21 protein-coding genes are annotated in these 25,376 nt (G+C 56.5%); 10 read left to right on the top strand and 11 right to left on the bottom strand.

From position 1 onward, the window contains the following. Positions 1-53: 53 nt before the first annotated feature. From PL640_RS09915 to PL640_RS09885, 7 genes are all read right to left on the bottom strand, one after another. The gene (locus PL640_RS09915) at positions 54-1,259 is read right to left on the bottom strand and encodes a glycosyltransferase family 4 protein (RefSeq protein WP_271361725.1); all 1,206 of its coding nucleotides are present in this window, start codon (positions 1,257-1,259) and stop codon (positions 54-56) included. 89 nt (positions 1,260-1,348) lie between these two features. Beyond that, positions 1,349-2,908 (bottom strand): O-antigen ligase family protein, encoded by a 1,560-nt coding sequence (locus tag PL640_RS09910; RefSeq protein WP_271361723.1) that lies wholly within the window; start codon positions 2,906-2,908, stop codon positions 1,349-1,351. Between the two features lie 72 nt (positions 2,909-2,980). Then, positions 2,981-3,640 carry a hypothetical protein gene (locus PL640_RS09905; RefSeq protein ID WP_405049191.1) on the bottom strand — a complete coding sequence of 220 codons (660 nt, stop codon included), beginning with the start codon at positions 3,638-3,640 and terminating at the stop codon, positions 2,981-2,983. A 10-nt stretch (positions 3,641-3,650) separates the two neighbouring features. Further along, complete coding sequence (locus tag PL640_RS09900; protein WP_269699123.1) at positions 3,651-5,906, bottom strand: polysaccharide biosynthesis tyrosine autokinase; 2,256 nt, start codon at positions 5,904-5,906, stop codon at positions 3,651-3,653. 130 nt (positions 5,907-6,036) lie between these two features. Beyond that, entirely contained in the window at positions 6,037-6,930 is an 894-nt protein-coding gene (locus tag PL640_RS09895) for a hypothetical protein (RefSeq protein WP_271361719.1), read from the bottom strand. A gap of 181 nt (positions 6,931-7,111) precedes the next feature. Next, entirely contained in the window at positions 7,112-8,224 is a 1,113-nt protein-coding gene (locus PL640_RS09890; RefSeq protein WP_269699125.1) for an acyltransferase family protein, read from the bottom strand. 143 nt (positions 8,225-8,367) lie between these two features. Further along, entirely contained in the window at positions 8,368-9,696 is a 1,329-nt protein-coding gene (locus tag PL640_RS09885) for a hypothetical protein (protein ID WP_271361718.1), read from the bottom strand. Between the two features lie 480 nt (positions 9,697-10,176). Between PL640_RS09885 and PL640_RS09880 the strand changes: the two genes are divergently transcribed. The 6 genes from PL640_RS09880 (at position 10,177) to PL640_RS09855 (ending at position 18,170) form a co-directional block, all read left to right on the top strand. Continuing rightward, positions 10,177-11,400: a glycosyltransferase family 4 protein gene (locus PL640_RS09880; protein WP_271361716.1), complete on the top strand. Its 1,224-nt coding sequence runs from the start codon at positions 10,177-10,179 to the stop codon at positions 11,398-11,400. Between the two features lie 73 nt (positions 11,401-11,473). Beyond that, positions 11,474-12,946: a lipopolysaccharide biosynthesis protein gene (locus tag PL640_RS09875; RefSeq protein ID WP_271361715.1), complete on the top strand. Its 1,473-nt coding sequence runs from the start codon at positions 11,474-11,476 to the stop codon at positions 12,944-12,946. 36 nt (positions 12,947-12,982) lie between these two features. Further along, positions 12,983-13,930 (top strand): polysaccharide pyruvyl transferase family protein, encoded by a 948-nt coding sequence (locus PL640_RS09870; RefSeq protein WP_271361713.1) that lies wholly within the window; start codon positions 12,983-12,985, stop codon positions 13,928-13,930. Between the two features lie 209 nt (positions 13,931-14,139). Continuing rightward, a complete protein-coding gene (locus PL640_RS09865; protein WP_271361712.1) occupies positions 14,140-15,624 on the top strand; it encodes a lipopolysaccharide biosynthesis protein in 1,485 nt (494 codons plus the stop codon). Further along, positions 15,612-16,937 carry a polysaccharide pyruvyl transferase family protein gene (locus PL640_RS09860; RefSeq protein WP_271361711.1) on the top strand — a complete coding sequence of 442 codons (1,326 nt, stop codon included), beginning with the start codon at positions 15,612-15,614 and terminating at the stop codon, positions 16,935-16,937. Before PL640_RS09865 ends, PL640_RS09860 begins: the two co-directional genes overlap by 13 nt. 9 nt (positions 16,938-16,946) lie before the next feature. Continuing rightward, the gene (locus PL640_RS09855; RefSeq protein WP_271361710.1) at positions 16,947-18,170 is read left to right on the top strand and encodes a glycosyltransferase family 4 protein; all 1,224 of its coding nucleotides are present in this window, start codon (positions 16,947-16,949) and stop codon (positions 18,168-18,170) included. A gap of 66 nt (positions 18,171-18,236) precedes the next feature. Here PL640_RS09855 and PL640_RS09850 read toward each other — a convergent pair whose 3' ends face one another. The 3 genes from PL640_RS09850 to PL640_RS09840 all read right to left on the bottom strand — a co-directional run bounded on the left by PL640_RS09850 (position 18,237) and on the right by PL640_RS09840 (position 20,359). Beyond that, complete coding sequence (locus tag PL640_RS09850) at positions 18,237-19,028, bottom strand: metallophosphoesterase family protein (RefSeq protein ID WP_271361709.1); 792 nt, start codon at positions 19,026-19,028, stop codon at positions 18,237-18,239. Positions 19,029-19,301: 273 nt separating this feature from the next. Next, positions 19,302-19,907, bottom strand: a complete 606-nt coding sequence (locus PL640_RS09845) for a transglutaminase-like cysteine peptidase (protein WP_269699132.1) — start codon at positions 19,905-19,907, stop codon at positions 19,302-19,304. A gap of 146 nt (positions 19,908-20,053) precedes the next feature. Further along, on the bottom strand, positions 20,054-20,359 hold the full coding sequence (locus PL640_RS09840; RefSeq protein WP_271361707.1) for a hypothetical protein: 306 nt from the start codon (positions 20,357-20,359) through the stop codon (positions 20,054-20,056). Positions 20,360-20,677: 318 nt separating this feature from the next. Between PL640_RS09840 and PL640_RS09835 the strand changes: the two genes are divergently transcribed. Beyond that, complete coding sequence (locus tag PL640_RS09835) at positions 20,678-21,235, top strand: HNH endonuclease (RefSeq protein ID WP_003585610.1); 558 nt, start codon at positions 20,678-20,680, stop codon at positions 21,233-21,235. Positions 21,236-21,264: 29 nt separating this feature from the next. On the opposite strand, the gene PL640_RS09830 is transcribed toward PL640_RS09835, so the two are convergent. Next, on the bottom strand, positions 21,265-21,780 hold the full coding sequence (locus PL640_RS09830; protein WP_271361706.1) for a disulfide bond formation protein B: 516 nt from the start codon (positions 21,778-21,780) through the stop codon (positions 21,265-21,267). Between the two features lie 349 nt (positions 21,781-22,129). On the opposite strand from PL640_RS09830, the gene PL640_RS09825 reads away from it, so the two are divergent. The 3 genes from PL640_RS09825 to PL640_RS09815 all read left to right on the top strand — a co-directional run bounded on the left by PL640_RS09825 (position 22,130) and on the right by PL640_RS09815 (position 25,044). After that, positions 22,130-23,554 (top strand): DUF2235 domain-containing protein, encoded by a 1,425-nt coding sequence (locus PL640_RS09825; RefSeq protein WP_271361705.1) that lies wholly within the window; start codon positions 22,130-22,132, stop codon positions 23,552-23,554. A 1,003-nt stretch (positions 23,555-24,557) separates the two neighbouring features. Then, positions 24,558-24,773: a hypothetical protein gene (locus tag PL640_RS09820; protein ID WP_271361704.1), complete on the top strand. Its 216-nt coding sequence runs from the start codon at positions 24,558-24,560 to the stop codon at positions 24,771-24,773. Next, positions 24,766-25,044 (top strand): hypothetical protein, encoded by a 279-nt coding sequence (locus PL640_RS09815; RefSeq protein ID WP_271361702.1) that lies wholly within the window; start codon positions 24,766-24,768, stop codon positions 25,042-25,044. The genes PL640_RS09820 and PL640_RS09815 overlap by 8 nt, the downstream gene beginning before the upstream one ends. Positions 25,045-25,376: the final 332 nt, after the last annotated feature.

Below are 25,376 nucleotides of genomic sequence, written 5' to 3'. Positions count from 1 at the left end.
ACGGGGTGCTGTTCCTGTTGCCAAATAGGTAAAAGCTGCCACTCTGCCGGTGTTTAGCCGCCGGTACGGACACGGACATCCGAATAGAGCGTTTCATATGCCGCAACCACCCGTTCAGGCGCTACTCCTTGCGAAATTCTTGCTCTGGTTTCGGGAGACTCTGCAAGGATGCTGGGGTCGCGCATGACTTGCGCCATACGTGCGGCGAGTTCACTGGCGTTGCCCGGAGCAAACAGGCGTTCCGGCCTGTCCTGACCGATCTGTTCGGCGACGCCTGCGAGGTTGGCACCGATGACGGGTACCGCACGCAGAATGGCTTCGGCAACGGTGCGCCCGAAAGCCTCCGGCCACAAGGGCGGTACGATCAGGCAATCGATCTCAGCGAAAAAACTGTCCGCCTCGACATAGCCGGGAAACTCAACGGGAAGACCGATGGTTTTTTGCTGATAAGACTCGATGCCGCCGGGCGCGCGACCGGCCATGACCAGCCGCCAACCCTGTGGCGGCAGCCGCCGCAGAGCATCTACCAGCAAGTCCGCACCTTTAGGGGCTTCGATGCGGCCGAGATAACCGAAAACAAGCGGTTGTCCAGGCGCGCGGAGATTGCGCATTTTTTGTTGGGTCGGCGGTGCGATGGCATTCCAGATCACGGTGCGGCGGTCTTCCGGGATATTGGTGAAGAAGCCCGCCTGTACATGGCGCTCGACAATGTCGCGGCCGACGCCCGCGACGGCATCGACGGCGCATTGGCAACGCCGGTGCAGATAGGAAAAAATACGGCATTTCCTGCTGCTGCCGTCGCAAATATGCCCGTCGTGAAACAGGGAGCCATTGGTGCACATGCTGGTGAAATCATGCAGGGAATGGACGAGCGGGATGCCCCGCCTGCGGATCATCGGCCAGATAAGCGGGGTTAATTCCGACAGCGAATGGGTGTTGACGACATCTGGACGAAAATCATCGATGACATGTGCAAGCCGACGCACGAGGCGCGGATCGAGCTGTACGGCGATCTTGTAATATTTTCGCTTCCATCCCGGTTGCCGTTCCCAGTCTCCAATAAAAAACGGCGTGGTGTGCCCGAGGCGATGAATGGAAAAACCATCACGTTGCTCGACGGCCTGTTGTTCCCGGGAAATGGCGGCTACGGCAACCGTATGGCCCTTTTCCGAAAGTCCGCGCGCCAGGTCTTCCACGAAAATTTCCGCGCCCCCCACCCGGTCTGGAGAAAATAGCGACGTTATCTGCAATATCCGCATGCTGAAATTCTCGTCTCTGTCTTCAGTTCTACAATCGTTACAATGACTTGGCATCCAGTATGTGAACGCGCGGGTCAGTTGCTATGGCTTTAAAATACCAATTGTGCCGTATGGTCATGTCCCCCGGGCCCGGGCGTTGAAAGATCGGCTGGGTCCTGCCGCTGCCGCCGCCGTCCATTCCGGTCAGTTCCCGGCGAATTGAGGCAAAGTGTGACGATAGGGGCGAGGAAGATGGCATAAGCCATGGCGAAGCCGGGAATCTGTAATGAAAAATCAAGCGTCGAATGCAGTCCGACAAGCAGCAGACCTGCAATGCCGAGATGGGAAGCGTAACGATAGCTTTTGCGTTTGCGCATCCCGACGATAAAAATGAACAATTGGGCAAGCACGAAAAAGGCCGCGTAAAACGGGAATGCAGCGCCAAGCGTCAGAAGGCCTTCGGCATAGACATTATGGGCATGGGTGACGACGGCGTTCACCCCGCATTGGGCCAGATGATAAGGCGCATAGGTTTCCGCAAAGCTCGCAAGCCCGGATCCCCAGGGCCAGCTGTCTGTTATGGCGCGGGTGATGCCCGGCATGTAGCAGAAGCGCATGTCATCTTCCAGACGCGTCTCCATGCGAAGCGCTACCCGATTGGCAAAAAGCGAAAACAGGCCGGCAACGATGGCGAGCATGATCGCCGCCCGGCGTTTGAAGCCGCGCCGCCGGCGCCTTGGAGTTGCGCTGCTGTTGGGTCTTGAAGGGGAGTTGAAGACAGTCAGAAGGATAAGGAAAAGCAGCGCCACGAAGCTGGACATGATCCCGGCGCGCGATCCCGTCAGCATCAATGCGATGAAGCAGAGGGCGGCGAGAACGCCGGCGAAGGCCGCCTTGCGGATAAGGCGTTTCTGGTCGACCGGCACCGTCAGGCGATTTGCGACAAGTGCCCTTACCATGTGCCAGTCTGGAGCCAGCAGCCGTTTGTGAAACAATGAAAAAAGCGCAAGCAGGATGAGGCCGAACAGGGTCGCGGCGGTATTGCGGTTAACAAAAAGGCCGGTCAGGCTGCCTAGATAGAAGCGTTTTTGAATGAAGCCGAGCATATCCGGAAAAAGCAGGAACTGCACGATCGACCATAACGCAAGCCAGCCGCCGCCTATTGCGAACCACCGCAACGTTTTTGCCGCGCGCTCGTCAGTATCGAAAATCACGAGGCCGGCCATAAAAGCGCCAAAGGGCAGGGCGGCGCTGAGCAGGCCGAGCCGATCATCTGCGGGAGTGAGCGAGATCGTGGCGGCAGGTGCGATCTGCGTGAACATGGTTGCGGCGGACCATGCCGGGTTGGGTAAGGCGAGGCCTGGCAGGGATGATGCCTGCAGCATTATCTGAACGATCAGCGCCCCAAGCAAAAAGCAGGTCGCCACGAGCGCCTTGCCGGCACCGCCCCGTGGCGGTCCGAACGTGAGGATGGCCGGCACCAGCAGGAGATAAATCGCAAGCGTGACAACGATGCGGCTCTCTATTTCTGTTGCGCCACGATTGAGAAGCGCAAGCAGGAAAATTGCCCAGAATGCGACAGTGGCAGCCACCCGGACATAATCGCGAAATGCGACCGGTCGTGGCGGCGAGGAGGACAGCGCTTCCGATGGGGCGAGGGTGGGTGTCATGGGTTTTCGTCTTTGCAAGAATTCTTCGTGGTGGCGATGTGCGGAATGTCAAAGCGCGATCCCGTTTTCACGTCACCGCAGCGGTATGGAGCGTTTCACATTATCCGCAGGCTCCTGTGGACAGACATCGCGCAGCGTCCAGCGCAGGATTTCCCCTTCCTTGCCACAGACGACAGTGGTATCCGCCTCTCGCGCCGCCTCGGCCTGCGACAGGGTCTCCCTTGGAAATTGCCGCCACATGGCGAAGCGTCCGCGTATCAGATTGGCGTCAGCCGGCCCGTAAAGCTGGGAAAAATTCATCAGCACGGCTGTCTCCAGGGGCGAGGCGTTGCGCAGTGAGCGAACCATGGCAAGACGCAGCCACACATCGCCATTGGCGGGAAGGCAAGAGAGCGCATGACGAATATAGGTTTCGGCAAAGCCAAGACGCGCCGCCGTGGCCTCTGGCGCTAACTTTCCGATACTTGCATCAAGATCAGCCAAAACCAGTCGCAATCCGGCCTTGACGATATCTGAACGGCAGATTTTTTCTGCTATGACGGGGTGAAGCTGGCTGACCGTGTTTGCAAGCAGATCGGGTGCCAGACCATTCTTGTCGTCGGCAATTCTCGCCATTGCGACGATGTCGGAAAAACGCCGGCTTTCGGAAAATGCCTGGGCTGCGACAGCCAGAACGAATATGGAAATGACAAGGACGGGCACGACCGCAAAGATTGTACGCAGGCGCGTCATCCCATCCTTGTCAGTCATGGTAATAGCGCGTGTAACGTGAGTAATAATATTCGCTGGAACCGTAGGCCCGATAGAGCTTCAGCTTTTCCGTATCCACCTTGTTAAGAATGACACCAAGGCATTTTTTACGGATATGGACTTCATTTTCGATGGTATTACGGACTGCCCTGCGGGCAGTTTTACCCCATTCGGTGACGAAAACGAAACCGTCAATCCGGCTGGCCATGGCCCGTGCATCGACCACCGGACCGAGCGGTGGCAGATCGACGATTATATAATCGAACACGCCGCTCGCCTCGGCCAGCAATTTGTGCATCTGCGCCGAGGTCAGCAGTTCGGAAGAATGTGGCACCCGTTGTTTGACGACCGTGGGCAGGAATGCGAGCCCTGTCTTTTCGTCGCGCAGCAGCACATCACGTACATCGCGACCTTCCAGCAGGACTTCGAGCAGGCCTTCACCGGCATGGCGACCCAAAGCGCGCGTGGCGCCCGGATTGCGGATATCGGCATCCAGCAGCAAAACCCGCGCGCCCTGCCCGGCCAGAAGCTGTGCCAGATTGATGGAGATGGTAGATTTTCCCTCGCTCGGCAGGGCCGATACGATGCCCACCACCCGCGCGCCGCTTTTTGCGGGAATGCCGAGATCGAGCGCAAGCCGTGTGCTGCGCAGGGTTTCGGCAAAGGAGGATAGCGGGTGATCGACGGCGTAGCGGGCAACACTGGATGGACGGGTGGCGGCTGGGTTGTGCTCCTGCCCCTTGGAGAGGGCTTCCTCGACCGGCTTGTTCGGGATGAGCGGCGTATTGCCCAGAAACTCCAGCCCGAGAACATCGCGAACCTGTTCTCCGGTGCGGAAGAAGCGGTCGCGAAACTCGCGGAACATGGCGATGCCACCGCCAGCGGCTGCTCCCATGATCATGAAAAGTGCCAGAAGCAGCGGTTTGTTCGGCTTGCTCGGAATTTTAGGCGGCATTGCCTTGGAGATCACGCGTGCTTCCGTCACGGGGAAGGATTGCTGTTGCATGGCTTCCTGATAACGCTGCAGGAAGGTTTGATACATGTTCTTGTAGGTTTCCGCCTCGCGCTGCAATTCGCGAAGCTGAACCTGGGTCTGGCTGGCCGAATTGCTGACGTTGGTGGCCTTGGCAATGCTTGCCTCAAGGGTTTTTTCCCGTGCTTCAGAGACCTCGAGATCGCTTTTGTAACTTTGCGCGATACGGCTGACTTCCTGGAACATCAGCCGGCGGTATTCCTGCATTTCATTGCGCAAACGCACGGCCTGAACATGGTTCCTGCCAAGCCGACCGGCGATTTCGGCCTCTATTTTTGAGGATTCGAGGTATTTCTTACGCAGATCATTTGCGACCGAACTGTCGAGAATATCGGTGACGACGGCATCGACATCGTCGGTGGCGAGAATATGTTCGATACGCTGGAATCGTGCACGCGCCTTGGCGGTTTCGGACTGCGCCAGAATCTGCGCGCTGTTCAGTTCCGCCAGCTGCTGGTCGGAAAGCAGGCCATTATTACCCGTCTCGATGAGATTGTGTTCGGCGCGAAATTTCTGCACGGCCAGATCGGTGTCGAGCGCCCTTTGACGCAATTCGGCTATTCGATCGGACAGCCAGTCGCTGGCCCGCTTCGTCGCCTCGTATTTGGAGTTGAGCTTATCGACCAGATAGGCCGCCGCCACGGCGTTGACGATCTGTGCGGCGAGAGCTGGTGATGTTGAATTATAGCTCAGCTCCAGCGCGTAGGTGCGGCCGATGCGCTTGACGGACAGGCTCTGCAACAATCGGTCCGACAGCGCTCTCTTCAGCGTTCCGTCATCGATGACCGCTTCCTTTGCCGGCGAGAACCACTGCGAAACGTTGACCAGCGAACGGATCGTGCCCACGATCGAGCTGAGAAGTGATGCGCGGGTGGCCCTGAATTCCTGGTTTTCCGTCAGATTGAGACTGTCGACGACGGCGAGCCCGATGGTTTCCGATTGCAGAACCTCGACCTGGCTGAGGATCGACGCCTCGTCCTCTATGACGCCGCCGATTGTTGAAAGCTGTTCGACGACCTGGCTGTTGTTACGGTCGATCAACAGGGTCGCGCTCGCCGAATAGATCGGAACAGCCGTTGCGGCATAAGCGAGCCCGATTGTCCCGGCGATGGCGATGGTCGCAAGGACGATCCGCCACTGCCGGCGGATCGCCGCCAGAACCGCTTCGATATCGATAAAATCGGCCGTAAAGGCGTTTTTATCGTAATCGCTCATCGTCACGGGATCGTGCCTTTGCAACAACTGTCAGCCTCGCTCTTTTCGGCGAGCATAATGCCCGCCAAGTCTCGGTTGCATCGTGGGACAGGCGAAGGCCATCCCCGTGACGGGGATGGCAAAGCCGATTTCAAACGGGACTTGTACTGATTGGCGTCGTGGTGCTTCCGGTCGAAACCGTGATGTTAAAGATGGTCGTCGTTCCACCGCCGCCGCCGGCACCGCCGCCGCCAACGGGTGCGCTTCCGCCGCCGGCCTGTGCAATGCCTGCCTCGGCGCCCGTGGCTGCCGAGCCACCGATGCTGTTGCCGCTGGCCGGCGTGGAGCCGGCGCCGCCAATTGGCGAAGCGGCTGCAGCGGCGGCCGCAGGTGCAGCCGGACCGGCCGCCGTTCCTTCGATGTTTTCGCTAAAGGCGATCAGAAGATCGGAGGGCACGCCTGTGCCCTTGGTCTGCAGCTGGATGGCGGCTGCGAGTATCGTGTTGCCTCTCTGCATCGCCGTGGAATAGGCAAGCGCCAGGCCTTCGCCGACAACTTCGGAGAAATCCTTGTTCGCGACTTTTTGAGCAAGTGCGACGATGGCGGGCAGCTGGCCGGAATCACTCAGAACCAGTGCGGAGAGCTGTTCGGAAAATTGCGCCGCGCTGGTGGAAACCGCGATGACGGGAAAACCGCTCATCACCTTTCCGGTCAGATCCGCAGCGGCGGCATCAGTGCTGGAGGCGATGGCAATCAGGTCACCAATCGTTCCAGGCGTTGGAGACAGCTTGAACAGTTCCGCGGCGGAAAGCGTAACCATATCTGGATTGGTGCCGTGGACGCGACCGAGAAATGCGGCGGTGGTTTCGTCTGCGGCCTTGACGGGCGCAGCAGCAGGAGCACTTTCTGTCGTCTGCGTCTGGGCAACGACCGGTGCTGTTTCAACATTCTGGGCATTTTGAGCATTGGCCGATACGGAAAAAGCAACCATGCTGGCCATCAATACTGCACCAGTGAGCGTCGAGCCATTACGAGGGCGGGACATCACAACTCTCCAAATTTTTAAAATACGACTTTAAGTAATTTGATGTCGAACATGGTTATCCAACATCCTAAAATTTCCCTTTAAATCGCACAGCCCAAGCAAACGATCAAGTGTAAAAATGCGCTTCTGGTGGGAACTTCCCCCTATACTTAACGGCCTGCCTGCGGCGTTTATTCCGGGATCAGGTCACGGCGACTTTCCGCCGGGATGTTATCAGCCGATCACGAAGCCAGGCATTTGCCGGCATTTCGATCAGAATATGGAATGCATGAGCTATGGCGATGGTGCCGGCGACAACAACGAAATAGATGAGGTTGTTCCACTCTGGCGGTACGCCGCCGAATACAATCTTGAATCCGCGAAAAATGAAAGGGTGCAGCAAATAAAGCGCGTAAGACGACTCGCCAAGCGTTGCCAGCGGTTGAGCGAAACGGGGCAGCGCGATGTTTCTTGTCAATGTTGCTGCCGTCATCATGAAGATCGCACCGCCGCCGAAAACGATAAGCCGCGCAAAGGAATAACATCCCGGATCGCACTGGAACCCGACCATGCTCAAATCTGTGAGTAGCCAGATTGCCAGACCGCAGAGGGCGACCGCGATTCCCGCCAGGGGCGGCAGACGCACACCTCTCAGGAAAAGTGTCGCAAGCACCATTCCTGCGACGAATTCGAGGATGATCGGCTGGAACCAGAAACTTAGCGGCAGGGCTAGATCGAAATTGGCGCCGATCAGGACGGCGATGAGCAGTGCGCCGGCTGTCGCCATAACGGCGCGTTCCAGCGGCAGGAATATGAATACCGCGAAAACGAGATAAAAAAACATCTCGTAATTCAGGGTCCAGCCGAGATCGATGAGCGGAAACGGATAGGCGTCGCCGTAACCCATGCTGTCGTAAGGAATGAAAAGATAGGAGGTCAGGATCGATTGTAGTGAAGGGAAGGCTTTTGCGCCGAGAATGGCCGCGGCGGCGGCCATGGTGAGCCGCAGGGTCAATACAAACCAGTAAAGAGGAACGATGCGGAGAAGCCGGCGCAGGAGAAATGCCGAACGCCCGCCCGCAGCGGCAAAATAAGGCCGGGAGGCATAAACGATGACGAAGCCGGAAATGACGAAAAACAGGTCGACACCTGCGCCAAGTCTCCAGGTATGGATGGGGAGAAGCGAAAACTCCCAATTCACGCCCGCATGCAGCGCGACAATCATGATTGCCGCCACGGCACGCATCAACTGAACGACATCGAGACGTTGCGTCCCTGCAGCAGGCGCATTCTTAAATTTTTGCGTCATCATCATCATCTGTAAAAAAGAAAAAATATATTTGGTATTATTTTCGTCCGCTCACGCGGACATAAAGTCATTTATCAAAGCAGGCTATCACGCATAAGGTTGGCACGATATATAAAATTTCGCGACTGCGAAATTTCGCCGGCCGACCCTCAGAAAACCTCCAGAACGGTGAGCTGGTCGCTGACGGAAAGCTGGTATTGCCCGCCTTGCTGCGTGATCACCCGCTGGGTCACGGATCCGTCGTCGCTGAAGCGGTGGGCGATGACCTGATTATGAGGCCCGGTTACCGAAAAGGTTGCCAACCGTTCGGCGGGCGGATTTTCGATCCGGGCCGGCCATTGCCATCCCCGGATGCCGAGCCACACGGGTGCAAGCAGCGCGCCGTCGGCTCTTGCCAGCCGCAGCGTCACCCTTTCGGCATCGTTCTGGAGAAAATCGAGGCGCCTTTCCACCGGGACAGTTTGCCGCGCCGCCTTGCAGAGCGACAGAAGAGCGCGCACAGCCTCATAAGCGGGCGTGCGGCTGAGATCATGGCGCAGCAGGCCGAATGATGATTCCGGGTTTGTCTCGTCCTGCGCGAAGCTCGAAACCATTTCATAAATATAGGCCCGGCGGATGCCGTTGAGGAAACACCACAAAAGCGCGCGGGGCATGTAGCGCGCCTTGATTCCCTCGGTAACGGGGAAATGGAAGGTCTTCGGCTGCAATGACGTGTGGTAGCCGATTTCCGTGGCGAGCACCGGGCGGCCGGGCGCGATATGCGCCGAGGCGGCAAGCGACTTGGAAAGTGCCCCCGGCCCGGTCGTTTCGGGATGCTCCATCCCGGCATAGGGGTGAATGTTGCCGTAGTCGCAAACGGCCTGCAGATCCAGCGCCAGCTCCCTGTTCGTCAGGACATAGCTTGGCGCGGCAAGCGGAACGCCGCTGAGGTCGGGTGTCGAGTGGATGATCTCGTGCAGCGCCGTCTGATGCCGTGCCGAAATGCCTGGCGCGTTCGCTGGATCCTTCGTCAGCACCGGTTCATTGCTGCCCTCGAAGAGGGCGATGCCGCCGTCACACCAGTCGTAGAAATCAGCGATCCTGTCGAGCGGCGTGGAAACATAGGGATTGAGATCATCATAGCAGATGATGGTAAGGCGAAGGCCGGCCGCCACGATCTGGCGCAGGCGTTGAAAGGCGGGGCTGTTACGGCTGTCTCTTGCGGTGATCAGTCCCTCATCGCGCAGATGGCGCACGCCCAGCGCCTCTAGTTCAGGCAGGATGCGCTCGAAGGCTTCCGGATAGATGCCCGTCGTGCGAGCGAAATGACCGCACACGCCCACACTGTCGAGAAACGCTTCCGTATCGGCGGAAAAAACGGACGGGGTCTGTGCGAAGGCGGGATAGCGGCCGGTGGCGGCGGCCAATGCGAAAGGTGTTGCCGAGAGCAGGCTGCGCCGTGTCAGATGGCCCATGGTGATCGGCTGTTTTCCGTTCATCTGCGTCTCCTGATAATCATGGCGACAGTGCAAAGCGAGGCATGGCCGGGAGGGCGCCGATTAAATGCAGGCGTTTCTCACTATGCTGCGGCCAGCATGTCCTGAAAGCTTCGCGGCGTTTTCAGACGCCATCAAATCCATGTTTCCAAAAATAATAAAACATAAGGCAGTCACCCTTCCACCCGGTGTAAAGTGCCGCGTTGGTCGGGGTATTTCGTATGCAGATAACGTAGCACGGGGCCGGTTCTTTTCGCAACACGGGATGACTTTTGTCGCGCCGCGAAAAAAATCACTTGAAATGCCGTCAATTCCCGTGCTTTTTGAAAGTGAATTTTTGGTTATTCATATTTTCAAATGTTAGTTCCACTCCGGCTTTTGTAGTTTTTACAAATGTCTCATTGGCTCCGGGCAATTCGGGAGCGTGGCAAGGCCAGAGCGGAAGTCATAAATTTTCGATTAAGGAAAATAGAGCGTATCCGCATGCGAATTCTCCATTTGAGCAGTCTTTACCCGCCGCATATTGTCGGCGGATGCGAACGGTCGGTCGAGCACCTTGCGGAGGAACTCGTCTCCATGGGGCATACCGTCGGCGCCGCCTGCATTGAACGGCAGGCGGAGCCCAAAACGGTGCGCAACGGCGTCAGCGTTTACCGCATGTTCCACAATAACGATTTCTGGCTTGAGGACTGGCCTCAACATACGCCGCAGCAACGGCGTATGCAGAAGATCAGGCAGCAGTGGAATTTCAACGTCGAGAAGCAGTTTGAAGCCGTTCTTGATGATTTCAGGCCGGATGTTCTCAACACCCATTCGCTGCTGGATGTGACGACGCTGGTCTGGCGGGCGGCGCATAAGCGCGGCATTCCGATCGTTCATACGATTTGCGAATATGATCTGCTGTGCGGCAATGCCGCCATGTTCAAGGGCGGCAAGCCCTGCGAGCATATCCATCTGGGCTGTCAGGTGGTGAATTTCACCAAGAAATTCACGCAGCGTTATATTGGTGCGGTTGCAAGCGTTGGTACGGAAATCCTCAAGACGCATGTCAATCACGGACTTTTCCACCATATTCCGGAAAGCCTGCGCCGTGTCATCTTCTATTCCTGCACGGTTCCGGAGGGCGATCCGGTCGCCCGCCGGCAGATCAAGCGGAGCGGCAAGCCGCTGACCTTCGGTTATATCGGCCGCATCAATACGGAAAAAGGCGTTGGCAACATGGTCGACGCTTTCAGGGAAATCGGCCATGGCAACTGGCGCTGTCTGGTCGCCGGCCAGGCGATGGATGATTCCATCGAGCGCTTCACGAAGCAGGCGGGCGATCTGCCGATCGAATTTATCGGCTGGGCGAAGCCGAAGGAGTTTTTCGAAGAGATCGATGTTCTGATTGTTCCCTCTTTCTGGGCCGAACCCTCGCCGCGCACGATTTATGAGGCCTATGCCATGGGCGTTCCGGTCATCGGCGCGGCTTCGGGTGGTATCCCGGAACTCATCGGCGAGACCAATCACGACTGGCTGTTCGAGCCGGGTAATGCCGCTGACCTTGCCGCGCGCATTCGCCGGGTGCTGACGCTTTCGCGCGAGCAATTGCCGACGGAGGCCGATTTCGGAAACATCGTCGAGGAATCCACCTCACGGCGGGTCGGCGAAAATTATGTGAAACTCTATGAAGACGTGCTGGCGAAAAGCAAGGCTGCAGCCGCATGACGGGCCTGCGGATGCCACGCGCTGATCTTTCAGCCGCGGGCAGGGCGCCATCTCGTGTTTCCGGGTTTTGCAGATGTTGAAGTTGGACGAAAACGCTCCCCGTCTTGAAAGGCGCTCGGTCACGAGCGCCCTGTGGAGTGCGGTCGGCGGTTATGGCAACGTCTTTCTGTCTTTCGTCGTCTTTCTCATTCTGGCGCGCCTGCTGACGCCGGACGAGTTTGGGCTTGTCGCCATCGCAACGGTTTTCGTGGATATCATCCTCGTCATCGCCCGCGGTGGATTGCCGGAGGCGGTGCTGCAGCGACCGGAGCTGGACGAAGACTATGCCGACACGGCTTTCTGGTTTTCACTCCTGTGGGGAGCCGTGCTGTGCGCTTTGCTTTCACTGGCGGCGCCTTTCCTCGCGGACCTGTTTGGAATTGCAGAACTCAGCCCGGTCTTGATGGCGCTCTCCACCGTACTCTTCATCATGGGCGCCGGCACCATTCATGAAGCCCGCCTGCAACGTGAGTTCGCGTTTCGCAAGCTTGCCATGCGTGCGCTCCTGTCCAATTTTCTTGCTGGAGTGATCGCAATCGCTCTGGCCTTGAATGGGTGGGGCGTATGGGCAATGGTCGTGCAGAGGCTGATCGCCAGTCTTGTGACGACTGGTATGAACTGGGTTGCCTGCGGCTGGATCCCGCGCCCGCGTTTCGTCAGAGCCTATGTGGCGGATCAGTGGAGTTTCGGGTCGCGCATCTTTGCGGCAAATTTCCTGATGGGTCTCAATGTCCGGCTGCAGGAGCTGATCGCCGCGACTTTTCTCTCGACCGCGGCCGTGGGGTACATCCGGTTGTCATGGCGGTGCATCGATCTCGTCAGTCAGCTGGCCGTCATTCCCCTGACATCGGTGGCGTTGACGAGTTATGCACGCATCAATGCCGAGAACAAATCCCTCGAAAATGCCTATTTCGGCTTCATCCGGCTGTCGGGCATCATTGCTTTCCCATGTTTCCTCGGTCTTGCGGCCACGGCGCCTGTTCTGGTTCCCGTTGCTTTCGGCGAAAACTGGGCTGCCGCCGCACCGGTCACGCAATTATTGTGTCTGACAGCTTTGCCGTTTGTCGCCAATTCATTCGTCTGGCCGTTGCTGACCGCCATCCGGCAGGGCGGAAAAACCCTGTACCTGTCGTTTTTGCAGGTTGTTATCGGCTGTGGGCTTGGTCTTGCCGCTGCGCCTTTCGGCTTGGTGGCGGTTACTCTCGCCCATGTCGTGCGGGCTTATCTGACGTGGCCGGTCGCTTTGGTCAGCGTCCGAAACAGCGCCGGCATTTCGATAGGCGGCACACTTCGCACCTGCATGCCACCGCTCATCGCGGCCTTCACCATGGCTGTTCTGGTTAGCGGTCTTTACTGGATGATGGGGGAACGTTTCTCCAAGCCGGTAACACTATGCCTGCTGGTCTCGGCGGGGGCGGTGATCTATCCGGCTCTGCTTTTTATCACCATGCCCGGGGACATACGGGGGGTGCTCAAAGAGGCCAGGGCGCTTTTTTCACGAAAATGAAATTGCAGAACGATTTAATTTCAGGACGAGGTTCCAATGAAGACGATTACCATTCTCGATACAACCGTAGCCTCGGACAATCTCGGCGATCAGATCATTCTCGATGCCGTCAAGGAGGTGCTGCTTGAGGTTGTTCCCCAAGCGTATCCCTATCATGTGGCGACCCATGAATATATGACGAACGTCTCGAAGTCGCTGCTGCGCAAGAGCGAAGCTGCCTTTGTTGCCGGCACCAATATTCTCGCATCGAACATGGAAGCCCGCGTCTTGTGGAAGTTGCTGCCGTGGGATGCATTCGCCTTCCGGGAGACTGTTCTGCTCGGCTGCGGCTGGATGAATTACATGAAACAGCCGAACGCTTATTCGCGCTGGATTCTGAAAAAAATTCTGTCGGATGGATTCACGCATGCGGTGCGCGACAATTATACCGCCGAAAAACTCAGGTCCCTGGGCAAGAAGGTTCTGAACACCTCTTGCCCGACCATGTGGGGCCTTGATCCGGACCATTGCAGGTCCATTCCCACTTCCAAGGCCTCTTCCGTCGTCACAACGCTGACCTTCTACCTCAACCGCCAGGAGGAGGACAAAAAGATGATTGAAATTCTGAAGGATCGCTACGACACCGTCTATTTCTGGCCGCAGCAGCGCGAAGATGCGGCCTATCTGGCTTCCATGAACATTTCCGGGCTGAAGTTCATCGATCCGACCCTCGCAGCCTATAACCATTTTCTTGACAATGAGGACGTGGATTTCATCGGGACGCGCCTGCATGGCGGTATCCGCGCGATACAGAAATTCCGCCGCGCCCTGATCGTCAAAGTCGATAATCGCGCTACGGAAATTTCCAAGGATACCGGTCTGCCGACCATGGACCGCAAGGATTTCGACAGCATGTCGAACTGGATTTCCGGCAGTGAGCCGCCGCCGATAAAGCTGCCGGTGGAGGCAATCGAAACCTGGAAACGGCAATTCAAGAGAGCCTGAAACCTCCACACTGGGGTTCTTGCGAATTCCCGGGAAAAGGGATTGCCGGCGGGCTGTGGATTGTCCGCCGCCAGATCGATCCTCTTCGTGGAAGCCGGATATCGGAAGACAGTACCTGTAAGTCCGTCTTCTCATATGGAGCTCTGATCGTTTCTGATCGTGACAAAGGTCGTTTGGTCGCGGCCGGCTTTGAAACTGGTGGTCAACTGATGTCGGAATCAAGTTCCATAGGCAGCGCCGCTATCAGAGGCATTTTTTGGTCCATCGTCCAGAACTGGGGTGGAAAGCTCTTTACCTCGGTTCTTTTCATTGTTCTTGCCCGTTTTCTCAGTCCCACCGACTACGGCATGGTTGCAGCGGCAGGGCTGGTTCTGATGCTGATCCAGCTGGTCTCCGAATTCGGCTTTGCCGACGCCATCGTGCAGAAACGCAATCTTGAGCCGAGTGACATCAACCTGCCATTTTACGTATCGGTGGCCGTCGCCACGATGTTTGTGGTTGCGGTCTGGCTGCTGTCTCCGAGGCTGGAAAGCTGGTTCGAGGTTGAAGGGCTCGCGCCAATCATCGTTGCGGTTTGCCTGTTGCTGCCATTAAACACGGCTTCCCTGTTTCAGGAATTGAATTATCGGCGGGCGCTTGCCTTCAAGCCGCTGGCGATCAGGACCTTCATCTCCAACATTCTCGGCGGTGGCGCAGCGATCATGTTTGCGATCGCGGGACTGGGTGTCTGGAGCCTCGTCGTTCAGGGTTATGTTGCAACCATCGTCACGTTGATCTGGCTCTGGCGAAAACCCTATTGGCTTCCCGGGACGACGCTGAAGCCCGACACTTTTATCCAGCTGCTTCGGTTCGGTTCATCCGCTCTGGGTCTGCGCATCGTCGATTTCGGCTCCACCCGTCTGATCGATGTCATGATCCTCGGACATTACGGCGTGGCTCTCTTCGGACTCTACACTGTCGGCAGCCGCCTCTATCAGCTTCTGATGCAATTGCTTCAGGCCGCACTTTATGACGTCTCGTTGACGGTCCTTTCGCGCATATCGCATGAGCGAGAGCGCATGGCGGAATTATATAAGCAGTCGATCACGATCTCGGCGATTTTTTCGACACCCATTTTCGTGCTTTCGGCAGCATTGGCGCCGGAAATATGCAGCGTATTGTTCGGCGCCCGCTGGCAGGGGGCGGACGAGGTTGCGCAGCCGCTTCTTCTCCTCGGCGCATTGCAATGCGTTCAGTTTCAGAACGGGCCTTTTCTCTCCGCACGGGGAAGACCGGACAGGGTGTTGATTGCCGGAAGCGTGAAGGCGATTTCGACCATTCTCCTCATCCTGCTGGTCCCTGCGGACAGTATCGGGGCAATGGTCATTCTTTATGTTTTCGGACAGCTGACCTCCACGCCGTTCACGTTTTTTTATGTCGCACGCGAACTTGGGGTTCCGCTTCGGAAGATATTTCTTCTGCTTCTGCCCAGCTTTGCCTCCTGCGCCTTCTGCTTTCTGCTGGTGCAGTGGATGCGCCCTGAAGTCAAAGCTCTGGGGGCTGGGGAGTTCATATCGGGAACGCTCCTCGGGTTCATATTCGCCCTTGCATATCTTCTGCTCATGGCCCTGACCGCAAGACATCAGGCACGACCAGTCGTCATGCTTGTCATGAGCAAAATCGTCTCTCGAAAGGAAGGCAAATGCGCAAGCTGATAAAAAGACTGTTGCCGACCCCGCTGCGTCACAGACTGGTGGCGTATAATGAGCGGCGCAACAGGGATATTGCGCTTCGGCAGTTCTTTAACGATCTGCAGGAACAAAAGCGTAAGGCCAGGCCCGTTGGGGGCGGCGGTCGGTTGAAACGACTTTTGATCGTGGCCTGTGATCCCCTGACAGTGCTGGGCTCTGTCGGCGATGATGCGATGATCACCGCTACACTGCAACAGGCGCGTTCCAGCAATCCGCACGTCGAAGTGGACATCCTTGTCGAAGGATCAGAGTGTATCGATCCCGTTCTTGAGCGCGGTTTTTCCCCTGTCGATATCTTCGGCAGGGCCGACTTCATACGGGCTTTGACGCAGCAATTTTCGGCACGCAATTATGATTGCGTCGTGGTCGTCGGGGCCGACGTCATGGACGGATATTATCAACCGCTGATGAGTGCAAAACTTCTTGCCAGCGCAGACCTTGCTGCCGCCGCCGGGATCAGGAGCGTGATCCTTGGTTTCAGTTTCAATGACAAGCCGCATCCCGCGTTGGCCATGTTCTATCGCTCTCTTCACCCGGCAGTTTCGCTCAATGTGCGTGATGTCGTTTCTCTTGGTCGGCTGAAATCCTTTGCAAAGACCAATGCAGCACTCGTTGCCGATTCCGCGTTCAGCCTCGTCCCATCCGAGCCTGATGAGAACACAAGTTCATGGATCGCGCGAAAACGTGCCGAAGGATACCGGGTGATGGGTTTCAACCTGCATCCCATGCTGTTCAAAAATGCCGATCACTTACAGATTGAGACAATCGTCAGGCGCGGGGCGGAAGCACTGCAATCCGTTGCCGATGACAGGCTGGTATGCTGGCTGCTTATCCCGCATGATTACCGCGAGGGCTTCGGCGATCAGGCTTGTCTGAGGACCATTGCCAGCCTTATGCCGGCAGCGCTTGGCGACAGGGTTCGGTATCTGGATGGGGAATGGCCTGCGCCATTTCTGAAGGGGGTTGCGGGACAACTCGACGGCCTGGTCAGTGGCCGCATGCATCTTGCAATTGCCGCACTCGGCAAAGGTGTCCCGGTCATATGTATCGCTTATCAGGGAAAGTTCGAGGGGCTGTATCAGCATTTTGATCTGCCGGTGGAAGATCTCCTTTCACCGGCTGCCTTTTACACCGAAGACGGCATCAAGCGGGCCTTGATCGATTTTGTCGACCGGGTGGATGACGTCCGTGAAAAGGTGAAGAGGAGGCTGCCTGACGTTCTTGCGCTTTCGCAAAAGAACTTCCAGCTGTTTGACGTATTCTCCGGCAAGCCCTGAGACATCGACATGAGGGTCGCTTTCGTCTCAGCCATTCCCGCCGTACCTGCCAATGCCGGCAATCGCAGCAGGATATTGCAACTCACCCGCGCCGTGCGGTCGCTCGGCCACGATGTGCATTTCGTTTATATCGATACTCCGATAATAGCCGATTTCGATCCCGCCGCTCATGAAGTTGAATTCGGGTCCGGCCATTTGCATTTTGTGTCCCGAAAGCGGGACAGTTTGAAAGAGCGGCTTGCCGAAGACCCGGCTTTTGAAGTTGGATTGACCCTGTTTCGGGCGGTTCGGAAGATTTACCGACTACTGGGCCGCGACAGAGGGTTCTACAATTACCTCGATGAATTTTATTATCCGGAAATAGGCCGGCAGATACGGGATGTTCAGCGTCGGCTGGGGATCGATGCGGTCATCGTGGAATATGCATTTCACTCCCGGGCGTTCAGGGGGCTGCCGGCGGATGTGCTTCGCATTCTCGATACGCACGATTCCTTTGCCGATCGTCACAGGGCATTCGTTAAAACCGCCAACAAATATGGATACTGGTTCTCGGTTCCACCAAAGGCGGAACGCAGGGCCTTTCGTCGCGCCGATGTCGTCCTTTCCATACAGGAAGAAGAAGAGCGGATATTCAGGCAGCTGCTCGGAAATGAAACGCCGACCGTTACGACCGTCAGCCATATTCTGGATCTCCATCAACGAGTGGAGGACTTTACGTCTGACGATTTTCTGTTTCTCGGTTCCGGCAATGATGCCAATGCCATTTCCCTCAACGGCTTCCTTCAGAATGTCCTGCCTTTGGTGAGGGCCGCTCGGCCGGATATCCGGCTGGTTTTGGCAGGCAGCATATGCGACAGGATCAAAGACACGGAAGGTGTTCTCAAGCTGGGTCGTGTCGATAATTTGAAGGATGCTTTTTCGCGCGCGCCAGTGTCGATCAATCCGATTACGCTGGGCACCGGCATCAACATAAAGCTGCTCGACGCTCTGGCTGCCGGTGTTCCAACGGTGAGCACCCAGACGGGCGCGAGAGGCCTTTCGGAGCATTATCGCAACGGCGTGATCGTCGTGGATGATGGGGACCATCAGGCTTTCGCCAATGCAGTCCTGTGGCTTGCCTCCAGCCAGCAGCAGCGACGGGAACTGGGAGACAGGGCGTTTACTGATGCCGTTGAATGGAAACGCCAGCAAATGGCAGCACTTGGCAATGTTCTGGACTTTAAACAGGACTGATTGCTCGAAAGTCCGAAAATCGAGATTTTGAGGCCCGCTGACGCATGGTTTGCCGATGACCGGCCGTCAGACAACCAATTGCGGGCCAACATCTGAAAGCTTCAGGATCGTTAGCCTGCCCGTTGTAAAGGCGCCGGTGTCGATACCGATCCGCTGCGGGCCCGTCTGTGGTTCCGGGACCGGCGTGTGGCCATGAATGACAAGCAGGTCCAGCCCGGCTCCCTGCGACAGGAACGGTTCCCTGATCCACAACATGTCCTCATCGGTCTGCGCATCCAGTTGTAGTCCCGGCCGGAAGCCGGCATGCACGAAAATATAGGGTCCGATGCGCGCATAGACCGGCAGGCTGGATAAAAGCTGGCGATGGGTGTGCGGGATCGCACCGATCAATGCGTCCCTGAAAGGCTGAAGCCGCAAACGGCCCTTGTGCATGAAATAATCGATATCGACGCCATAGGATAAAAGCGTCTGGCGGCCGCCGAAATCCAGCCAGTGCATGTTGTCCTGCGGATTTTCCAGAAAGTCGCTGAACAGCTGCTCATGATTGCCGCAGAGCGCGATACGGCGCAGTGGCGCCGGCGGCGGCTGGAGAAGATGGTCGATGACACCGCAGGAATCCTGTCCGCGATCAACATAGTCGCCAACCAGAACGACCAGGGCGGGGGCGGGGTCCGGGCCCAGATCAGCAAGGATTTTCCGTTCCGCCTGTAAAAGCAGGTCGAGGCAACCGTGCACGTCACCAATGGTGTAGATTGGAAAGGAGGCGGGCTTGTCGCCAAGGTCTAACCGGCGCCGCCTCCGGTCGTCGCGGGGGGCTGGCTGTTTACGACCGCGAATCCAGTTGAGCACCTTGGGCATAGCTGCCGATACTGTCTCTCCGGTACAAGGTCAAGAGCGTTGACCGTGGCGGTGGCACAGCCTCCTCGGGCCGGGCCCTCTGGATGCCATGATCTCTGCAAAGGCTGTGTTGAGGTGCCGCGTCGGCGGCGTTCTTTCCAGTCAAGGACGCTTCGATATGAGGGGACAGGATACCCTCTTTCACATTTGAAAGATATGACACCTTAAATCATCGGTCGAGCACGCGTCCGGTCTCGCGAAAAGAAGGGACGCGCGGATATTGTCGGAGACGTTCTAGAGCTTCAGCCAGACGCGCGGGTTTTCGTGCGACTGGATCTTGATCCATTTCAGATCCACTGCTTTCCACGGCTTGACGACGTTGGTGCGGTTGTCCAGCACCAGATCACCCTGGGTCGTGCTGACGACGAGAACCGCATGGCCGACACCGCCCGGGGTGCGGGCTGTGGCGATGCGAAGCGCACCCGATGGCCAGCCGGCCCGCAGCAGGCGTTGCCGCTTGGTCACGGCGTAGTCGTCGCAGTCACCGCTTGCCGGATTGAGCTTCCACTCATCTTGCCCCTCCAGTTCGCCGACATAGACGATCGCCGTGTTGATCTCGGAGTTGATGCGCTGCAGTTCCGTACGCTTCTGTTTCGTCAGCTCGATCGTGTCACGATCGCCAATGCGGACGCACTGGTCGGCGGCATTGTCGCAGAATTTTGCGAAGGCGATGGGGGCGATGGTCGGACGGCTCGTTGACATGAACTGGCCGGGCCGCGTTGTGACCGGGTTTTTGGCGAGACCACCAAGCTGAACGGCCGAAGCCGTCGTCGCGATGCTTGCCGCCATGCCGACGGCAACTGCCAAAGTCTTTACCAGACGGCCTGTTTTCTTCGCCATGTCTCTGCCCCTGCGCAGTTGTTTTATCTGTGCCTGAACATACCGGCCCTTTCTTGCAGGCCTTTTAAGTCGATAGATTGCTTTTTAGTGAAATCGAATTTTGTTGCCGGCGGAGGAAGCTGACCGAAAAATCGGCGCAGCGGCGTTCAGTTGCAGCGGGTTCTGCCCTCGGTGTCTATAAGGCATGTTTGTTGCGGCACAGGGCTTCCATAGTCGCGCCGCGCGTCTGATGAAGCGCGGCGGTTTGCCGGCGGCCGGTCATAGTTGCGTTCGATTTCAAAATTGCGCCCGCCGATCGTACCCTGCGCACCACCGCGACCATCCGGCGTGACTTCGAAATTCTGATATTGCTGCGCTTGGGCCAATGCGGCCAGACTTATCGTAAGGACAAACAGGCCTGTTGCCAGTCCCGCCCGCAACGCTGCCGATGGATGATGCCTGCGGGAAACCATGCGCTCTCCTCCTGCTGATGGGGCGACAGATAGGTGTCTGATCGGGATGTGTGCTCCACTTTCTCGGTCGCGATGATCATATCACCAATGGTGCAACAGGCGTGAGACCGATTTTGTGATCGAGAGCGCCGAATCACTAGCTCGGCGGCTGTCAGGCGGCAACCCGTCGGGCTGCTGCCGTCCGGTCGTCAGGAACATAAAAGAGCCTTTTTCCCGCTGAAAAATTAAGCTCTTCTCCGCTGCATTTATAGGCTTCACAATCCTGTAACAACGGACCTAATATACAAGTGCAGATGCCGAATCGCTCAGGAGAAGCCCTTGACGATTGCAGTTTCACCACAGGCCCTGCCGGCGCTCGTTCTGAACGCAGACTATAGGCCATTGAGTTATTATCCCTTGTCGTTGTGGTCCTGGCAGGACGCGATCAAGGCTGTCTTTCTAGACCGTGTGAACATCATCGCAGAATATGATCACGCGGTGTCATCCCCCAGCTTTTCCATGCGGCTGCCGAGCGTCGTCAGCCTCAAGACCTATGTGCAGCCCACCCGCAATCCCGCCTTTACACGCTTCAACGTTTTCCTTCGGGACAAGTTCGAATGCCAGTATTGCGGCACGCGGGACGAATTGACCTTCGACCATGTTATTCCCCGCGCGCATGGCGGTGAAACCACGTGGCACAATGTCGTGGCGGCGTGCTCTCCCTGCAACCTTAAAAAAGGCAGCAAGCTTCCCAAACAGGCGGGCATGTTCCCGGCGCAGAAGCCATTCCAGCCGACGGTTCAGGATTTGCACAATAATGGGCGGTTGTTCCCGCCCAACTATCTGCACGAAAGCTGGATGGACTATCTTTACTGGGATACCGAGCTGCAGCCCTGATCCTCAGGACTGCAACGCGGCTTTCCCGTTTACCGGTTTTTCCGGCTCGCGCCAAAAAAGGCGATGGCCGCAAGTGCAATGCTTGCGATGACGTTCCAGCCCGCGAAAGAAAGGCCAAGCACCCGAAGTGCCGCATCATTGCAGGAAGGCGCCTTGATGGCATTCAGATCACCCAACAGATCGCCAGCATTGGTGGTGATGGACGGCGCGCCGGTGGCGCAGGTGATCGGGCCTTCCCAGAAACCCCATTCTACACCGGCATGATAAACACCAAGCCCGGCGCCGATCAGCATCGCCACGCCGATGAGGGCGAGAAGCAGCCGCGTGATCTGAACCGGCAGTTTGAAGACGCTGGTCGCAACGGCCAATATGCCCAGCGGAATGGCGTAATAATAGGGATCGCGCTGCAACAGGCACAGGGCGCAGGGCGTGTAACCGCCAATATGCTGGAAACCGAGGGCGGAGCCGACGGTGAAGATCATTCCCGCCGTGACGCCGAGAGCGGCGAGCGTACGGCTGTTGTCGGCGGTGGTCGCATTGGCCATGATGTTTTCCTCAAACTTCGCGAAGAAGCAGATATTCCCGGACGGGCTTTCAAAAAGGCGGGCGTGATGGCGAAATTAAGTCGCCGATCAACGGTGTGTCACGGGATTCGTCTAATCCAGTCCGTTACTTCTGGCAAATGAAAGCCCGGTAATAAACGGGGGGTGGATGAGCAAAGTTTCGTGATTTTACGGCGGCGATGAAACAGTCGAACGGCGGTTTGTTTCTCTGCATCGTATAGAGGCTTCACTAGAAGAGAATTTTGGGGAAAACTCCCGGTTGAAATCCTTTTGTGCTTACTGAATATCACAAATCCAGCAAGATGGCTTAGGTTCATTGGAGCGAAGCCGCATGCCGAAGAACATCCTTATACTTTCAGATGGTACAGGTCAGGCTGGCGGGCTACTTCCCGATGAGCGCCGCAGTAACGTCTATAAATTATTTCGTGCAACCCGGTGTGGTCCAGACTCGGCGGTGAACCCCGATGATCAAATCGCGTTTTACGATGCCGGGTTGGGTTCGGCTTCAGATGCCGACGATATCAAGATCGGTGCCTTCCGGAAAATCTATAACGTTCTCTCACAGGCGACAGGACTTGGAATAACCAAGAATATCGTGGACTGTTACACTTTTGTTCTCCAGTCCTGGGAGCCAGGTGACCGGATTTTCCTGTTTGGCTTCAGCCGTGGCGCCTACACCGCGCGATGCCTGGGTGGCGTGTTAGGTTGGTGCGGCGTGCCGACAACGATGGATGATGGCGTTACTGTCTTTTACCGGGACCCGAAAACGGCTCGCAAGGTTGCAAACGAAGCGGTGAAAACGGTTTATCAGCATGGCGCCGGTAAAGGCAGCAAGCTGCTTGACGCCCAGCGGAAAGAGCTGGCCGCCCGCTTTCGCGAAAAATATCGTTCCTCTGATGAAACTGACCGGGCCAATACGGTGCCTTACTTCGTCGGAGTATGGGACACCGTGGGCGCATTGGGGGTCAATGCCGTCCAGCAAATACTCATCCTCCTCGCGCTCACCTTGGGAGTTGCCGGGCTGGCCACGGCCGTCTGGGCGATGATGCCGTGGCAGATTGCATTAAACGTATGGCTTTTTGCCAGCGTGGGTGTGGCGGTGACATTCATGGTGGCGTGGTATCTGGCGACCCATTTGAAGTGGGCTACGGGGCTGAGCGACCCATGGTGGAAAACCATTCATCTGACAGGCTGGCGTATGAAATTCTACGACACGGTTCTCAATCCACGCGTCGAATATGCCAAACACGCCCTCTCCATAGATGAGAATAGAGCGAAGTTTGCTCGTGTGCCATGGACTGATGAATCGTCCGACTCGGCAAACAAGGAAGACGGTTGGTTTGAGCAGGTCTGGTTTGCGGGTGTGCACTCGGACATTGGTGGGAGCTATCTGGAAACGGAATCCCGTCTCTCAGACATCGCGCTGGCGTGGATGGTGAACAGAGCGACGAACGTCACACATCCGATCGTCGTCGACGACAAATGGCTGCATTTATATCCCTCCAGCGCAGGCGTTCAGCACGACGAAATCAAGTCGGGCTGGCTGCCGTGGAAATCATGCGTTCGCAAAATTCCTGTCGACGCGCCAATACATCCAAGCGTCGTTGATCGTTTCAAGTTGGCTGGTGTGGTCCATTACGATGAAACGAAGGCGTATCGGCCAGAAGGACTACGCGGCCACGATGCGGTGAAATCCTATTATGACGGGGGAGCAGCCCCTGATCCCGAGGCAGGTTCGGCTATAGCAAGGATGTAGTTGGATGCGACGGCCTGTCGACAGGCTGAAACGAAAATTTTTGTTTGCCAGCATCCGTTCTTGACGGTTACTTCGGGGATGATTGTTTCGGGCCGGCACGCCGAACAAAACCAGCAAAATCAATATGATTTTCAGGAAATGGTACCCCAAGCCGGGCCGCTGATTTCGGATAAAATCAGCGGCTTGGGCTGCATTTGGACCTCTTAGTTTCCCTCGCGATGATTACGTTTTTTCCAAAAGTGTCCAACCGCCTCTGACTTGGTGGTCGCTGTAACGGAAGCGCGTTCTGTTCGCAGTAGACTGTTTCGAAAACGAAGTGGTCACTCTCGGAGTATGGCGTATCTAGGGTTACGGCGTTGAAGCGCCAGCACGGAGCTTAGTACTGCGACAACTCCATTCTTTCAGAAGTCATGACGAGGTGCCGTGCGAAGCTTGACGGAGCGAGACGGCACCTGTTACCAGTCATCCATGTTCCGGGGACCTAAGGTTGAGCGATGCAGGAGGCGCAAACGTGCGGTATACACAATATTAAATCTGGCGCAGTACCGTTTTGCGCTGGAGCAAGGTGCCCATCCATTGCTTCGAAATATCCTTCACCGGAACCGGAATATGGCAACTAAGCTTCTTCGCTGGATTTTCTTCACAATATTCTTGTCTCTTGTCCCGATCATATCAAGCTATATCTCAGGAACAGCAAACAGTGTCGCGGGTATCACAATAAGTTCTGTGCTAAATCAAGGCGATCTATTTTTGCTTTGCTCAGGCTTCTGTGCCGCGGGTCTAGGAGAGCTTGTGGGCTTGAATCGGAACAGGCTGCAAGGGCTGAAAGTCGTTGTAGCGGGGACAGCGATCCTACATGTCGCACTTTGCATATTTCTTTATGTCGCGATTAGAAACCCGACGCCGACAACAAACATCGAGTACTTGGTTTCCTTTTCGATATTTACCTTCATTACAGGATCAATCGTCGCGACAACTTGCGTCGTTCTCTCGGAGATGCAAGATGCTTGATGAAATCCTTAACATTTCAGCGGTGGTCGCAGCGGTTGGGGCTCTAGTCAGTCTCATAGGAACTGTTTTAACCGGATACAGACTTAGAAAAAGCCGACATGGCATGCCTCGTAAAGAAGGTTATCTAAAACGCAGCGAGAATGAGGAAGAAGTAACAGACAGCAATCGAAACAAGGGTGATGAGGATCAGGATCTTGCCGATGAGTGAGAGACATTTTGTCATCGTAAACATAGATCATTCGTCAACGCTTGATCGATCAAAAATGACCGAGCTGCTCGACTCCGCGGTTGACTGGGTGGAATACGACAAAAACTCTTGGTTGGTTTGGACACGCAAAAACAGCAGCTTTTGGTACAGGAAACTCAAACCTGCTATTCCAGAAGATACAAACATATTCGTATCCGTTGTGGATGTTAGAAATCGAGCAGGCTGGATGCCTAAGGAGTTTTGGAAATTTATCCGAGACAAGCAAGAGTGACATAGACTTCGCTACGGTGGCACTGTCCGTGGCACGCATTACACTACGTCAACCCCTCTAAGTATCGTTGACCTTCTGGTTTAACGGGCAAATAATACTCCAAAGGTTTTTGGGAGGAGTTATGGACGGTCCAACCGGCGGTAGAGGCAAGTGGTCCGAGCCTGGAGTTCCTAAAAAAAGGCTGGGAGTCCGTTAACGTCGAGGATTTGGGGGGGGGCGTCCAAGATTTGCGAGATTTGCGACGCGGTTCATATTCGCTACGTCCATTACATGGCGAACCCCCACTATCATGAGACGCTTGCCTGCGGGGAAGTCTGTGCCGGGCATATGGA

The sequence above is a fragment of the Agrobacterium sp. ST15.16.024 genome (assembly GCF_027956545.1).
Lineage (GTDB): Bacteria > Pseudomonadota > Alphaproteobacteria > Rhizobiales > Rhizobiaceae > Agrobacterium > Agrobacterium cucumeris.
Note: the sequence above shows the minus strand (reverse complement) of the source record. Positions and strands in the feature narration are given on the sequence as shown.

Excerpts from the sequence above, each read along its gene's own strand:
- PL640_RS09850 (WP_271361709.1), bottom strand. The coding sequence starts at position 19,028 with ATGCCCAAGGTGCTCAACTGGATTCGCGGTCGTAAACAGCCAGCCCCC.
- PL640_RS09855 (WP_271361710.1), top strand. The coding sequence starts at position 16,947 with ATGAGGGTCGCTTTCGTCTCAGCCATTCCCGCCGTACCTGCCAATGCC.
- PL640_RS09910 (WP_271361723.1), bottom strand. The coding sequence starts at position 2,908 with ATGACACCCACCCTCGCCCCATCGGAAGCGCTGTCCTCCTCGCCGCCA.
- PL640_RS09890 (WP_269699125.1), bottom strand. The coding sequence starts at position 8,224 with ATGATGATGACGCAAAAATTTAAGAATGCGCCTGCTGCAGGGACGCAA.
- PL640_RS09820 (WP_271361704.1), top strand. The coding sequence starts at position 24,558 with ATGCTTGATGAAATCCTTAACATTTCAGCGGTGGTCGCAGCGGTTGGG.
- PL640_RS09885 (WP_271361718.1), bottom strand. The coding sequence starts at position 9,696 with ATGAACGGAAAACAGCCGATCACCATGGGCCATCTGACACGGCGCAGC.
- PL640_RS09840 (WP_271361707.1), bottom strand. The coding sequence starts at position 20,359 with ATGGTTTCCCGCAGGCATCATCCATCGGCAGCGTTGCGGGCGGGACTG.
- PL640_RS09845 (WP_269699132.1), bottom strand. The coding sequence starts at position 19,907 with ATGGCGAAGAAAACAGGCCGTCTGGTAAAGACTTTGGCAGTTGCCGTC.
- PL640_RS09880 (WP_271361716.1), top strand. The coding sequence starts at position 10,177 with ATGCGAATTCTCCATTTGAGCAGTCTTTACCCGCCGCATATTGTCGGC.
- PL640_RS09875 (WP_271361715.1), top strand. The coding sequence starts at position 11,474 with ATGTTGAAGTTGGACGAAAACGCTCCCCGTCTTGAAAGGCGCTCGGTC.
- PL640_RS09825 (WP_271361705.1), top strand. The coding sequence starts at position 22,130 with ATGCCGAAGAACATCCTTATACTTTCAGATGGTACAGGTCAGGCTGGC.
- PL640_RS09915 (WP_271361725.1), bottom strand. The coding sequence starts at position 1,259 with ATGCGGATATTGCAGATAACGTCGCTATTTTCTCCAGACCGGGTGGGG.
- PL640_RS09830 (WP_271361706.1), bottom strand. The coding sequence starts at position 21,780 with ATGGCCAATGCGACCACCGCCGACAACAGCCGTACGCTCGCCGCTCTC.
- PL640_RS09900 (WP_269699123.1), bottom strand. The coding sequence starts at position 5,906 with ATGAGCGATTACGATAAAAACGCCTTTACGGCCGATTTTATCGATATC.
- PL640_RS09905 (WP_405049191.1), bottom strand. The coding sequence starts at position 3,640 with ATGACGCGCCTGCGTACAATCTTTGCGGTCGTGCCCGTCCTTGTCATT.
- PL640_RS09870 (WP_271361713.1), top strand. The coding sequence starts at position 12,983 with ATGAAGACGATTACCATTCTCGATACAACCGTAGCCTCGGACAATCTC.
- PL640_RS09860 (WP_271361711.1), top strand. The coding sequence starts at position 15,612 with ATGCGCAAGCTGATAAAAAGACTGTTGCCGACCCCGCTGCGTCACAGA.
- PL640_RS09865 (WP_271361712.1), top strand. The coding sequence starts at position 14,140 with ATGTCGGAATCAAGTTCCATAGGCAGCGCCGCTATCAGAGGCATTTTT.
- PL640_RS09895 (WP_271361719.1), bottom strand. The coding sequence starts at position 6,930 with ATGTCCCGCCCTCGTAATGGCTCGACGCTCACTGGTGCAGTATTGATG.
- PL640_RS09815 (WP_271361702.1), top strand. The coding sequence starts at position 24,766 with ATGAGTGAGAGACATTTTGTCATCGTAAACATAGATCATTCGTCAACG.